This window comes from Rhizobium halophilum (assembly GCF_021648825.1).
Classification (GTDB): Bacteria; Pseudomonadota; Alphaproteobacteria; order Rhizobiales; family Rhizobiaceae; genus Neorhizobium; species Neorhizobium halophilum.
The window spans coordinates 72,055-85,405 of record NZ_JAKJHS010000003.1; the positions used below are offsets into that span (position 1 = coordinate 72,055).

The window sequence follows — 13,351 nt, forward strand, 5'->3', positions numbered from 1 at the left end:
GAGCCTACCGCCGGAAACCCGGCACCGCCAATGGATTGTCTTCCAGAGCAGCGCGATCAGGGCGATCCACGCGCGGAAGGCCGGTGAATGCCGCGAAAAGGTCACTAACGAATTCTTCCGGCAGATCCTGCGTGATCAGCACCATGCGCGTGCGTCGATCCGAGCCTTGCGGCCATGCCGGCAGGCGTTGCGGAGGATGAAAGATCGACTGCACTCCGTGAAGGACGAGCGGCCGGTCGGGATTGTCGGAAAGCGCCACCACCGCCTTCATCCGCAGCAGCTTCTCTCCATGCGCCGAGCGCAGAAGGTCGACGAACATCTCGATCGCCATTGGATCGATCGGTTGGTCGTGGACGATGGAGAAGGAGCGGATCGAGGCGCCATGACGCGTGACATCATGGTGGTGATGATGATGGCCATGATGGTGATGGTCGTGGTCCGGAGCACGGGCCTCATCCTGCAGCCAGCGGTCCACATCTGCGATCTTGCTGGACGGATCATAGAGCCCGTTGTCGAGCAACGAGGCAGCGGCAGTCTCCGACGCGTCTGCATCCAGCCGCTGTGCCCGTGGGTTCAGTCTCGTCAGATGTACTTGTACATCCCTGAGCTGCTCCTCGCTCGCCATGGCGGCCTTCGAAATGATCAACCGGTCGGCAACCGCCACCTGCTTGACCGCCTCCGAATGCCGTTCCAGCGTTGCGGCACCATTGACGGCGTCGACCACAGTGATCAGGCCGTCCAGCTCGAAACTCTGCGCAATAACCGGATTACCCATGACCGACTGCATCACCGGTGCCGGATCGGCAAGCCCGGTAGTTTCGATCACGATGCGGCGGATGGGTTTCATCCGACCGGTCTGCATGGCGTCCATCATCGTCGCCAGCGTATCGACCAATTCACCGCGCACGGTACAGCACAGGCAGCCGTTGGCGAGTTCCACCAGAGTATCGCCAGAGGATTCCACCAGCAGGTTGTCTATTCCGACCTCACCGAACTCGTTGATGATTACGGCCGTATCGCTGGCCGCCGGATCTTTCAGGATGCGATTGAGCAAAGTGGACTTTCCGGCGCCGAGGAAGCCCGTGATGATGGAAACCGGAATGCGGCTGCGGGGAGAAGACATCAGGCGGTGCCGTCTCAGAAGGTCGGTCGCGGCAACGGGATCGGCACGTTAGCAATCTGGTTCTGGCCGGTCTTGCTGGCGGCAACTTCAGAACCCGGAATGAGACCTGCAAAACTGTAGCGCGGCGGGCGCACCATCTCCTTGATGTAGGGCGATCGAACTATCATGCGGCCTGCGTCGTCGCGGCCTTCACTGCGCACTTTTGCGGCCTTCGGATTGCAGATCTCGGCGCTGATATCGTTGACCGTCGCAGTCTCGCCATAGGGCGAAAGGGACGACAGCGGGACACCCTGACGGGAGGAGGTCAAGCCCATTTGTAAAAGGTCTGCCGATTCATCGGCACGGCCAGCTAGACTGTCGGAGCCGAGCACAACCGAGATGACCGTGCGACCGTTGCGGGTGGCCGAGGACACCTGATTGAACCCGGAGGCACAAATGAAGCCGGTCTTCATGCCGTCTGCACCGTCGAAGCGGCCCACCAGCATATTGTAGTTGGGATAGTCTTTCTTGCCCGTGCTCACGCCCTCCAGGGCGAAGTACCCGGCGTATTCCGGAAACTCCCGCTTCAATTGCAGCGCCAACACGGCAAGGTCGCGTGCTGTCGTATACTGGCCCTTGCCGGGCAAGCCGTGCGGATTGATGAAATGCGTTGAGGTCATCCCGAGGCGGGCCGCCTGTGCATTCATCATGGCCACGAACTGATCGAGCGAACCGCCGACGGTTTCTGCGACTGCGACGGCGATGTCATTGGCCGACTTGACCAGCAGCAACTTAAGCGCGCTGTCGAGCGTCAGCTTTGAACCTGGCTTGAAATACATTTTGCTGGCTGGCTGATCAGCGGCCTTCTTGCTCACCGTCACCGTGCTGTCAGGCGACAACCGGCCGGTCTTCATAGCGGAGAAGGCGAGATAGGCCGTCATCAGCTTCGTCAGCGACGCGGGGTACCATTTGCGGAAGGCTTCCTCATGGGCAATCACGCGTCCCGTGCGCACGTCCACCACCATGTGCGGATTGGCGAATGCGCCCCCCGCAGACACGAAAACCGCGGTGGCGGCGAGCATTGCGACCAGTCTGGAGGCACGGGGCAAGGTGGAGCGAAGAGTCGGCAAATCATACCTCGTTGGGCGAAAGAACGAGAGCGGCAATAGTTTGCCTATGTGGCCAAGCAATGGCAAAGAACGTTGATTGCGTCAATCGTGAGGAGCAGTATGGCGCGGGAGGGCGATTCACGATCTCGTAGAACAACAAGCCCAGGGGACCGAATGCCAATCATCAATCGAGCCTCGGAACTTCAGGCTGAAGTGACCGAATGGCGCCGCCATCTTCATCGAAACCCCGAAATTCTCTATGACGTCCATGAGACCGCAGCCTTTGTGGAAGCAAGGCTGCGCGAGTTCGGAGTCGACGAGGTCGTCACCGGCATCGGCCGCACCGGCGTGGTCGGCATCATCCACGGTCGCGGGCCGGGCGAGCGGACGATCGGCCTTCGCGCCGACATGGACGCCCTGCCCCTGAAAGAGACGACGGGCAAACCGTGGTCATCCACGGTGGAAGGGAAGATGCATGCCTGCGGCCACGACGGCCACACGTCCATGCTGCTTGGGGCAGCAAAGCACCTTGCCGAGACCCGCAGCTTCAACGGCACTGTCGCCGTGATCTTCCAGCCGGCCGAAGAGGGTGGCGCCGGCGCGGCCGCCATGATCCAGGACGGCCTGATGGAGCGCTTCGGCATCGACGAAGTCTACGGCATGCATAACATGCCGGGAATTCCGGTCGGCCAGTTCGCCATTCGCCGCGGCGGGATCATGGCCGCGCCTGACAAGTTCGCCATCACGATCAAGGGCCGCGGGGGTCATGCCGCGCAACCGCATCGCACCGTCGATCCGATCCTCATCGGCTCGCAGATTGTCGGAAGCCTCCAGGCGATCGCCGCGCGCAATGCCAACCCCCTGCAGTCCGTGGTCGTGTCCGTCACCCGGTTCGAGGCCGGCACGACCCACAACATCATTCCCGACACTGCAACGCTCGTCGGCACCGTCCGCAGCCTCAGCGAAGATGTGCGTGATCTCGCCGAAACCCGGATCCGTCAGATCATAGAGGGACTGGCACTTGCCCATGGCGCGACCGTCGAGATCGACTACGAGCGCAACTGCCCGGTCACCGTCAACCACGACCGCGAAACCGAAAACGCCATCCGTGCAGCGACGGAGGTCGTCGGGCCGGCCAACCTCGATCCGGACGTCGATCCCTCCATGGCTGGCGAGGACTTCGCCTACATGCTGAAGAGCAGGCCCGGCGCCTTCATCTTCATCGGCAACGGCGACAGCGCCCCTCTCCACAATCCCGGCTACGATTTCAGCGACGAGGCCATCGCCTACGGCGTGTCCTACTGGGTGCGGCTGGCAGAGCAACGGCTGAACGATTGATCGACCCCAAGACCCGCCTGCCCCCCTCCAGTTCAGGAAAGGGCTTGGCTTCGGCAGGCGGCTTTTGTAAGGATGCGACGGCTGGTCCCGTAGCTCAGCAGGATAGAGCACCAGATTCCTAATCTGGGGGTCGCGCGTTCGAATCGCGCCGGGATCACCATTTTTCTGGAATTCACCCCAGATCCAGCGCAGCGCTCAGCGCCTCGTCGCTTTCCGTCTCCTGCACCACCACGCTGTGCCAGCCGAGACCGTCATAGTCCTCGTAGCCGAGGGTCTTAGCGAAGGCGACGATGGCGCCGTTGCGGTCGTAGTAGCTGCCCTTGTCCTGGCCGGTCTTCTTCTGCAGGGCGAAGTGCGTGAACATCAGCGCCGGCCGGGTGCAGGCAATCACGCGGCTTTTGTCATCGAGAAGCATGATGGTGGTTTTCTCGGCCACCTGCGGCGGCAGGTTAGCCTCCTTTTCGACGATCGCCTGCCCCTGTGCCTGCCAGTCGAAGTAGACACCGAGCGTTCCCAAGAGCTCACCGTCGAGCTTCCCGCCTGCGCGCACGCCGGTGGCATAGACGAGCGCGTTGCGGCCGCCATGGGAGGCACTCGGCTTCACCTCGTCAACGATGTAATCGTCGCCGGACCGGCAGCGTCTGGCGGCGACAAACCAAGGATCGCCGGCAAGCGAAGTGCCGATGATCTTCTTCTGGAAGCCGGGATTGGCCGAGGCGACGACGCGCCCGTCAAGATCGGTCAACACGAGATCGAGATAAACGGTGTAGAAGCGGTTGATCACGCCCAGCCGCTCGGCCGCGAAGGCGGCGGTGTCGGCGTTCTTCTCCACCAGAGCCTGCCAGAGCGCCGAATCCGTCGCCCACCAACGAACGTCCGCCGTACGCTCGAAGAGGTTGCGGACAATCAGCTGGACGAGCGTCTGCGCGAGATCCGTCAGCCGCACACCCTCCATCTCCTCGACAAGCGAATCCGCCATGCTGCGCCCGAGGCCGATGCGGCCGAGGACGCGGCTTTCAAACTTCTCGGCGATATCGGTCGCCGTTTGGGCGAGACGCTGAACCTCGTTGGCAACCACCGCAAAGGCTTTGCCCATGTCGCCGGCGCGGGCCGCTTCGATCAGGGCGTTGATCGCCAGAAGGCGGATCTGCTTTACGACACTGGCATTGTCGGTGCTGAAACGCTCCAGTTCGCGGCCTATGCCTTCAGTTACGAGACGCATGGTTCGGGGCGTGGCCGATTGTCGAACTGTATCCTTGACGGGAGCAAGCATGAGAAAAGGCCCCAGTGGCAACAATGAACGTACTGAAGAGAGCTCCCGCTTATGTTGCGACAACATGGTTAAGACATCGTTTTACCTGCGAGTGAGCGAGAGCCTCCGTGAGAGCGGGTTTCATCTTGCGCAACAATACACATCGCCGTAACAGGAACGGGCCGAGATCATCCGGACGGGGGTCTTATGATCCGGTCTCGACACAGTGTGATATTTTTGGGGGAATACATGAAACGTCTGATGCTCGGCGCCATTGCACTTGGCGCGCTGACCCTTGCTGCCTGCACAACCACCGAAGAAGCGAACGTGGCAATGCAGTCGCGCTGGATCGGCCAGCCGACCGACTCGTTCTTCACCTTTTATGGCCCTCCGGCCTCCTCCTTCCCGCTAAGCGACGGTGGTGAGATCTTCACCTGGGTTGGCGGGGAGACGACGCGTCACATTCCGGCACAGTATGCGACCCCGGCACCGAGGAAGGACGATGACTTCGGCAAGGTGACGAAGACGAAGACGGAGACGCGTCAGACGTCTGATGGCCGCACGATCACCAAGACCACCAGTAGTTCCTTTGGGCTTATGCCGGCAGCGCCTGCCGCGCAGCTGATCTCGCCGGCACGCACCGAGCAGCTTTATTGCGAGTTGCAGATAACGGTCGGGCCGGACAGGATCATCAAGATGCTGCGCGCGACAAACGACACCGCTGGCGAGGGCCTGAGCTTCTCCCGTTGCGCCGAAGTTTTGGGCGTCAAGAAGTCATAGGAACGAGGCGAGCGTCCCCCTAACGGGGACGCACATGCTCCATGCGAAAACCGAGGCCGATCAGCCGGCCCGCCAGATGGGCCAGCACGGGCCAGCGAGCGATGCCGCGAATAAAGGCGGGCGGCCCTTTTCGCTTCTGGGCATCGTCCTCGTCCTTCCGCCGGCTGCTGCGCATCATCAACTGCAGCTTCTGTGTCGCTCTCGTCGGAAGGCTGCGGCGCTTTTCGACGGCGGCAAGATCCGCATCCGCGAGCCTTCCCTCCCGCAAGGGGCGAGCGAGGATGTTGGCAGCAGCCACAGCGTCCTGGATCGCCAGATTGACGCCGACGCCGCCGATGGGGGACATGGCGTGGGCTGCATCGCCGATGCACAGCAGCCCGGGCTTCCACCATTGCTTCAGGCGGTCGATGCGGACCGCGAGTAGGCTGACTTCGTCGAAGCTCTTGATCTCCTCCATCCGCTCTGCCGGTAAGGGAGAGATCTCCCGCACCATCTGGCGGAACGCCTCGATACCTGTGGTTTTTAATTCTTCGAATGTTCCTGTACGCACCACGTAGCCGCACTGCCAGTAGTCACCGCGGTCGATCAGCACCAGCCCCTGGCGCGGGCCGGCATGGCCCATCACCTCGTTCGGGTCGCCCGGCTGCCGGCTGAGCTTCATCCACAGTACCTCGCTCGGCCGGCCGAAGCTTTCGATCTCGAGGCCTCCCTTTTCCCGCACGATCGAGTTGCGTCCGTCCGCGCCGACGACGAGCTGCGAGCGGATGGTCATCTCTCCCTCCGGCGTCTCGATCCGGAGCCCTTTCACGCGTTTCTCGTCCTGAAGCAGATCCAGCACCTTGGCCTGCATGATCAGCCGGAAGCTCGGATACTGGCTGGCCTTTAGCGACAGGAAGTTCAGGAAGTCCCACTGCGGCATGAAGGCGATGAAGCGGTTGCGCACCGGGAGGCGGGAGAAGTCGGCGATCGTGACATTGCGCCCTCCCATCTCCGCCGAAAGCTTTGGGGCCTTCGTGTGTGGCAGCGCGAGGAACTCGTCGGCCAGCCCCAGTTCATGCATCACTTCGAGCGTCGACGGATGGATCGTGTCGCCACGGAAGTCACGCAGGAAATCCGGATGCTTTTCCACCACCGTGATATCTACACCTGCGCGGGCAAGCAGGAAGCCGAGCATCAGCCCTGCCGGGCCGGCACCCGCGATGACACAACTCGTCTCAAGGTCTTGCTGGTAAGCCATGCCTTTACTTCCTCTGAACCGCACGTCCGATCAAGATGCATCTGGTCGCAGCCTGCAGCCGATCAAGGGCCGCCCTTGTGAGCGGAGACATTCACCTGTAGACGGATCGCGACATCACCACGGAAGAATTCTATGGCAGGCGGCTCCGGCGCGCGACGCAGCATATCCATTTTAGGCTCTACGGGATCGATCGGCGTCAATACGCTGGACGTCGTCGAACAACTGGGCGGACGCGAGGCGTTCGACCTCGTTGCGATCACCGGAAACAGCAATATCGGACTGCTGGCAGAACAGGCGAAAAAGTTCGGGGCTCGGATGGCCGTGACGGCCGACGAGCGAAACTACGCCGAACTGAAGCAAGCTCTCGCCGGAAGTGGGGTCCAGGCCGCCGCTGGGCCGGACGCCGTCGTTGAGGCTGCCGCAGCCGGCGCGGATTGGGTGATGGCGGCCATTGTCGGCACGGCCGGGCTTGCGCCAACGCTTGCCGCGGCAAGCCGGGGCTCCGAGATCGCGCTTGCCAACAAGGAATGTCTGGTTTCAGCCGGCGACCTCTTCGTCGACGCCGTCCGGGCAGGCGGCGGACGGCTCATTCCGGTGGACAGCGAGCACAGCGCGATCTTTCAGTCGCTGGAGGACGATCAGCACCATGCGGTGGAGCGGATCGTGCTGACGGCATCGGGCGGCCCCTTCCGCACCTGGACGCGCGAGCAGATGTCGGACGTGACCGTGGAGATCGCCAAGGCGCATCCGAACTGGTCGATGGGCCTGAAGATCTCGATCGGCAGCGCCTCCATGTTCAACAAGGCGCTGGAGATGATCGAGGCGAAGCACCTCTTCGATCTCCGCCCGGACCAGATCGAGGTCATCGTCCACCCGCAGTCGATCATCCATTCCATGGTGGGCTATACGGACGGTTCCGTGCTGGCACAGCTTGGCGCGCCGGATATGCGAACCGCCATCGGCTACGCGCTCACCTACCCCGACCGCCCGAAGCTGAACGTAGAACGGCTGGACTTTGCCAAGCTGGCACGGCTCGACTTCGAGGCGCCGGACGAGATGCGCTTCCCGGCGCTACGGCTCGCCCGGCTGGCACTCGAGCGCGGCGGCATTCAGGGCGCGGTGATGAATGCTGCGGAGGAAGTGGCATTCGACGCCTTCTGCCAGGGACGGATCGGCTTCCTTCAGATGGCCGACGTCGCCGAGGCCGTCATGGAAGCCATGGCCGGGGCACCGGCAGCGAACTCCATCGACGAAGTGTTTGCGGGAGATGCCGAAGCCCGGCGCCGAGCCGCAGAGACTGTTGCTCAAAAGGAAATGGCCGCGTAAGCGGCCATCCGTCTTCTCTCAGCTGTCACGGCTGGATCATGCGACCGCGCGGGCGAGCGCGCAGCGCGACCACAGCTGGTGCACACCATCTACCAGACGCTCCAGGTCACCGTCCGAATGCAGCGGCGTCGGCGTGATGCGCAGGCGCTCGGTCTTGCGCGGCACCGTAGGGTAGTTGATCGGTTGGACATAGATGTCGAACGTGTCCAGCAGGATGTCGGAGATCCATTTGCACTTGGCCGCGTCACCCACCATGATCGGCACGATGTGGCTCGGGTTGTGCATATGCGGAATGCCGTTGGCGTCGAGCAGCCCACGCAACTTCTTCACCCGGTCCTGGTGACGGATGCGCTCGAACGGGCTCGCCTTCAGGTGCCGGATTGAGGCGATGGCACCGGCGGCAAGCGTCGGCGGCAAGGCTGTGGTGAAGATGAAGCCGGATGCGAACGAGCGGATAAAATCGCAGAGTGCGGCGGAGGCGGCGATGTAACCGCCCATGACGCCGAAGGCCTTCCCGAGCGTGCCTTCGATAATCGTCAGACGGTCCATCAGGCCTTCGCGCTCAGCGATACCGCCGCCGCGGGGGCCGTACATGCCAACCGCATGCACCTCGTCGAGATAGGTCATTGCGCCGTACTTGTCGGCGAGGTCGCAGATCTCCTTGATCGGAGCGAGATCGCCATCCATAGAGTAGACGGACTCGAACGCGATCAGCTTCGGCGCATTGGGATCGGCGGCGGCCAGCTTCGCTTCAAGGTCGTTCACGTCGTTGTGCTTCCAGATCACGCGCTCGCACTTAGCGTAGCGAATGCCCTCGATCATTGAGGCGTGGTTCAGTGCGTCGGAGAAGATGATGAGGCCAGGAATCTTCTGGCCGAGCGTGCCGAGCGTCGCCCAGTTGGAAATGTAGCCGGAGGTGAAGACGAGTGAAGCCTCCTTGCCGTGCAGATCGGCAAGTTCCTGCTCCAGAAGAACATGGTAGTGGGTGGTGCCAGAAATATTCCGGGTGCCTCCCGCACCCGCGCCACAGTGATCGATCGCCTCGTGCATGGCGGCAATCACGGCGGGGTGCTGGCCCATCCCAAGATAATCGTTGGAACACCAGACGGTAACTTCCTTGGGACCTTCCGGCGTGTGACGCGTGGCGCGAGGAAAGCTGCCGCGATGCCGTTCGAGATCAGCGAAAACACGATAACGGCCTTCCTGGTGAAGACTGTCCAGTTCGCCCTTGAAAAATGCCTCGAAATCCATGTCACACTCCAGAACCTGACTGGTTTTGGTTTCTCGCTCGCATTTCGTCAACCCCGCACATTTGAATAAATCCAGACTGCGGCAATTGGACGTGTTTTGAACGGTTCTAGATCTGACCTAGCTCGTAGAGTGCAATGGAAACTTGATCCACATCAAGTGGGAGAGGAAAAGCCGCCGAAGCGGCTTCTCCCACTCTTAATCAACCCGCGGCGATAACGGCCCGCTTTGCCATCACCTTTACAAGGTTTGCGCGGTAAGCAGCGCTAGCGTGCATGTCGGATAGCATGTCTTTTGGGTCTACGTCGGCACCGGCAACGGAGTCAGGCGCCCAATTCACCCCCAGAGCTTCCTCCATACCCTTGTGACGGAACACACCGTTGGCCCCGGCTCCGGTAACGCCCACCCGCACCCCATCGGCGCTTTTTGCGACGAACACGCCGGTGAGTGCGTATCGGGAGGCGGGATTGGCAAACTTGGCATAGCCCGCCTTCTCCGGCGCCTCGAAGGTGACGGCGGTCACCATCTCGCCTTCCTCAAGTGCAGTCTCGAAAAGCCCGACGAAGAACTCGTCGGCAGCGATCCAGCGGCGATCGGTGATGATCGTCGCCCCCAGCGCCAGCATGGCGGCCGGATAATCGGCCGCAGGATCATTGTTGGCGATGGAGCCTCCAATGGTGCCCATGTGCCGAACGTGCGGATCGCCAATCATGCCCGCGAGGTTGCAGAGGGCGGGGCAGACGGCACGCAACTCGTCCGATTTCGCAACCTCCGCATGAGGCGTTCCCGCACCGATCCGGACGTTCCGGCCGTCGATGGAAATGCCCGCAAGGTCAGGGATGTGCCGGAGGTCGATCAGGTCGGTTGGAGCGGCAAGTCGCTGCTTCATCGTGGCGATCAGCGTCATGCCGCCCGCCAGATACCGCCCCTCCTCGTGCTCCCCTCTCAGCTTGACGGCGTCCTCCACGGAGGATGCGCGATGATAGCTTGTTTCATACATATCCCGTCCCTCCTCAGTGCACCGACTGCAATGCCTGCCAGACCTTCATCGGCGTGGCGGGCATGGTCAGCGAGTTGTTGCCGATGGCATCCGTGATGGCATTGATTAGCGCTGGCGGAGAACCGATCGCGCCGGCCTCGCCGCATCCCTTAATTCCGAGCGGGTTGCTCGGGCACGGGGTGTTCTGATGCGACAGCTTGAACGACGGCAGATCGTCGGCGCGCGGCATGGCGTAATCCATGTAGCTCGCCGTCAGCAGCTGGCCGGACTCCGGATCGTAGCGAACCTCTTCGAGCAAGGCTTGCCCGATCCCCTGCGCAAGACCGCCATGGACCTGACCTTCGACGATCAGCGGGTTGATGATGTTGCCGAAGTCGTCCGCTGCAACGAACTGGACGATGTCGGTTTTGCCGGTTTCCGGATCCACCTCGACCTCTGCAATGTAGCAGCCAGCCGGGAACGTGAAGTTCGCGGGGTCATAGAACGCCGTTTCCTTCAGCCCCGGCTCCATACCGCCCGGAAGGTTGTGCGCGGTGTAGGCGGCCAGCGCCACCTGGAACCACGGCACCGTCTTGTCGGTCCCCGCCACCTTCAGTTCCCCGTTCTCGATCACGATGTCGCTTTCATCTGCCTCCATCATGTGCGCGGCGATCTTCTTGGCCTTGGCTTCGACCTTGTCGAGCGCCTTGACGACCGCGGACATGCCCACGGCACCGGAGCGGGAGCCGTAGGTGCCCATCCCCATCTGTACCTTGTCGGTGTCGCCGTGAACGATGTTGACGCTGTCGATCGACACGCCCAGACGTTCGGCGACAAGTTGCGCAAACGTCGTCTCGTGCCCCTGCCCGTGACTGTGGGAGCCGGTCAGAACCTCAATCGTGCCGACGGCATTGACCCGCACTTCGGCCGATTCCCACAAGCCGACGCCGGCTCCGAGCGAACCGACGGCTGCCGAAGGGGCGATCCCGCAAGCCTCGATATAGCAACTCATGCCGATGCCACGCTTCTTGCCCCTCGATTCAGCATCCGCCCTGCGTGCCGAGAAACCAGCCCAGTCAGCGGCCTCCATAGCGGCGGCCACCGAGGTTTCATAGTCGCCAGCGTCGTAGTTCATGATGACCGGCGTCTGGTACGGGAAGCTGCGGATGAAGTTCTTGCGCCGCAGCTCGGCCGGCGAAACGCCAAGCTCCCGCGCCGCCGTCTCGATTGTCCGTTCCAGGAGGTACGTCGCTTCCGGCCGCCCGGCGCCGCGATAAGCGTCCACCGGCACGGTGTTGGTGTAGACCGTACGAACATTCGCGTGGATGGCAGGAATGGCGTACTGCCCGGACAGCAGGGTCGCGTAGAGATACGTCGGCACAGCAGATGAAAACAGCGACATATAGGCGCCAAGGTTGGCGATCGTATCAACCTTCAGTCCTGTGATGCGGTGATCGCTGTCAAACGCCATCTTGACCTTCGACACGTGGTCCCGACCGTGGGCATCGGTCAGGAAGGCCTCCGTCCGGTCCGATGTCCACTTGACCGGCACGCCGGTTTTCTTGGATGCCCAGAGACAGACAATCTCCTCCGGATAGATGTAGATCTTCGAGCCGAAGCCACCGCCGACATCGGGCGCGATCACCCGGAGCTTGTTTTCCGGGGCGACGTTGTAGAAGGCGCTCATGACGAGTCGCGCCACGTGGGGGTTCTGGCTTGTGGTATAGCAGGTGTAGTGATCTTCCGCCGCGTCGTAGATGCCGAGCGTGGCGCGCGGCTCCATCGGATTGGGCGAAAGCCGGTTGTTGTGGATCTCAATTTCGGTCACATGCACTGCCGATGCAATCGCTTGATCGGCGGCGACCCCGTCTCCTAGCTCCCAGTCGAAGATCAGATTGCCAGGAGCTTCGGGGTGAAGCTGCGGCGCACCGTCCGCCATGGCGGCGATCGCCTCGGTCACCGCCGGCATTTCTTCATACTCCACGGAGACCGCCTCGGCGGCATCGCGCGCCTCCAGATAGCTGTCGGCAACCACGATTGCGACCGCATCGCCGACGTAGCGTACCGTATCGACGGCCAATGGGCGCCAAGCACCCATCTTCATCGGCGATCCGTCCTTGGAATGGATCATCCAGCCGCAGATGAGATTGCCGATTCCGTCCGCCTGCAGCTGCTTCCCGTCCAGCACGTCGATGACGCCCGGCATCTGACGCGCAGCACTCGCGTCGATGCCGATGATCTTTGCGTGAGCATAAGGACTTCTGACGAAACAGGCGTATTTCATGCCCGGCACGGTCATGTCGTCAGTATAGCGGCCCTTGCCGGTTAGAAACCGCTTGTCTTCCTTGCGGGTCACCCGCGCACCAATTCCCTCAACACCCATAGTCTTCTCCTCCAGAGAACCAGGACAAGGACTGGCTCAAGGCAGTGGCCCGCAGGCGGATGGCTTCAGATCGAAGACGCCGGACGCACCGCTGCCTTCGCCTCTTACTCGGCAGCTTGGCGGGTTGCGCCGTGCATCTGCTGGTTGGCGGCGAGAACCGCTGCCACGATGTTCTGGTAGCCGGTGCAGCGACAGATGTTGCCTTCCAGCTCGTGGCGCACCGTCGCCTCGTCCAGCTGGCCACTGTGCCGCCCGATCATGTCAACGGCGGTCATCACCATGCCCGGGGTGCAGAAGCCACATTGCAGGCCGTGATGCTCCTTGAAGGCTGCCTGCACGGGATGAAGCTCGCCTTGTGCGGCGATCCCTTCGATGGTGGTGATTTCAGCACCGGCCGCCTGAACGGCCAGGATGGAACAGCTCTTGACCGAGCGTCCATCCATATGGATCACGCAGGTGCCGCACTGTGTGGTATCGCACCCGACATGGGTGCCGGTCAGCCCAAGCTTCTCGCGGATGAAATGCACAAGCAGCATGCGGTCGTCGCACTCGCCGCTCACCGTCCGGCCATTCACCGTCAGCGTCACTTTCGACATC

11 protein-coding genes and 1 tRNA gene are annotated in these 13,351 nt (G+C 62.1%); 4 read left to right on the forward strand and 8 right to left on the reverse strand.

Annotated features, from left to right (window positions below):
- Positions 1 to 4 precede the first annotated feature (4 nt).
- Positions 5 to 1,123 (reverse strand): CobW family GTP-binding protein, encoded by a 1,119-nt coding sequence (locus tag LXM96_RS08035; protein ID WP_239997882.1) that lies wholly within the window; start codon positions 1,121 to 1,123, stop codon positions 5 to 7.
- A 14-nt stretch (positions 1,124 to 1,137) separates the two neighbouring features.
- A complete protein-coding gene (locus tag LXM96_RS08040; RefSeq protein WP_239998216.1) occupies positions 1,138 to 2,184 on the reverse strand; it encodes a D-alanyl-D-alanine carboxypeptidase family protein in 1,047 nt (348 codons plus the stop codon).
- 201 nt (positions 2,185 to 2,385) lie between these two features.
- Between LXM96_RS08040 and LXM96_RS08045 the strand changes: the two genes are divergently transcribed.
- Positions 2,386 to 3,549: a M20 aminoacylase family protein gene (locus LXM96_RS08045; protein WP_239997883.1), complete on the forward strand. Its 1,164-nt coding sequence runs from the start codon at positions 2,386 to 2,388 to the stop codon at positions 3,547 to 3,549.
- A gap of 83 nt (positions 3,550 to 3,632) precedes the next feature.
- Positions 3,633 to 3,709: transfer RNA gene (locus tag LXM96_RS08050), tRNA-Arg, on the forward strand.
- Positions 3,710 to 3,721: 12 nt separating this feature from the next.
- On the opposite strand, the gene LXM96_RS08055 is transcribed toward LXM96_RS08050, so the two are convergent.
- The gene (locus tag LXM96_RS08055; RefSeq protein WP_239997884.1) at positions 3,722 to 4,822 is read right to left on the reverse strand and encodes a methyl-accepting chemotaxis protein; all 1,101 of its coding nucleotides are present in this window, start codon (positions 4,820 to 4,822) and stop codon (positions 3,722 to 3,724) included.
- A 228-nt stretch (positions 4,823 to 5,050) separates the two neighbouring features.
- Here LXM96_RS08055 and LXM96_RS08060 point away from each other — a divergent pair, with 228 nt between their 5' ends.
- Positions 5,051 to 5,581, forward strand: coding sequence for a hypothetical protein (locus LXM96_RS08060; RefSeq protein ID WP_239997885.1), 531 nt, complete (start codon positions 5,051 to 5,053; stop codon positions 5,579 to 5,581).
- 19 nt (positions 5,582 to 5,600) lie between these two features.
- Here the strand turns inward: LXM96_RS08060 and LXM96_RS08065 are convergent, their stop codons facing one another.
- Positions 5,601 to 6,818: an FAD-dependent oxidoreductase gene (locus LXM96_RS08065; protein WP_239997886.1), complete on the reverse strand. Its 1,218-nt coding sequence runs from the start codon at positions 6,816 to 6,818 to the stop codon at positions 5,601 to 5,603.
- Between the two features lie 132 nt (positions 6,819 to 6,950).
- On the opposite strand from LXM96_RS08065, the gene dxr reads away from it, so the two are divergent.
- Positions 6,951 to 8,144 (forward strand): 1-deoxy-D-xylulose-5-phosphate reductoisomerase, encoded by a 1,194-nt coding sequence (gene dxr / locus LXM96_RS08070; RefSeq protein ID WP_239997887.1) that lies wholly within the window; start codon positions 6,951 to 6,953, stop codon positions 8,142 to 8,144.
- A 36-nt stretch (positions 8,145 to 8,180) separates the two neighbouring features.
- Here dxr and hemA read toward each other — a convergent pair whose 3' ends face one another.
- From hemA to LXM96_RS08090, 4 genes are all read right to left on the reverse strand, one after another.
- Positions 8,181 to 9,395, reverse strand: a complete 1,215-nt coding sequence (gene hemA / locus LXM96_RS08075) for a 5-aminolevulinate synthase (protein WP_239997888.1) — start codon at positions 9,393 to 9,395, stop codon at positions 8,181 to 8,183.
- 199 nt (positions 9,396 to 9,594) lie between these two features.
- Complete coding sequence (locus LXM96_RS08080) at positions 9,595 to 10,392, reverse strand: FAD binding domain-containing protein (RefSeq protein WP_239997889.1); 798 nt, start codon at positions 10,390 to 10,392, stop codon at positions 9,595 to 9,597.
- A gap of 13 nt (positions 10,393 to 10,405) precedes the next feature.
- Positions 10,406 to 12,754 (reverse strand): xanthine dehydrogenase family protein molybdopterin-binding subunit, encoded by a 2,349-nt coding sequence (locus LXM96_RS08085; RefSeq protein WP_239997890.1) that lies wholly within the window; start codon positions 12,752 to 12,754, stop codon positions 10,406 to 10,408.
- Between the two features lie 104 nt (positions 12,755 to 12,858).
- The gene (locus tag LXM96_RS08090; RefSeq protein ID WP_239997891.1) at positions 12,859 to 13,350 is read right to left on the reverse strand and encodes a (2Fe-2S)-binding protein; all 492 of its coding nucleotides are present in this window, start codon (positions 13,348 to 13,350) and stop codon (positions 12,859 to 12,861) included.
- Between the last annotated feature and the right edge of the window lies 1 nt (position 13,351).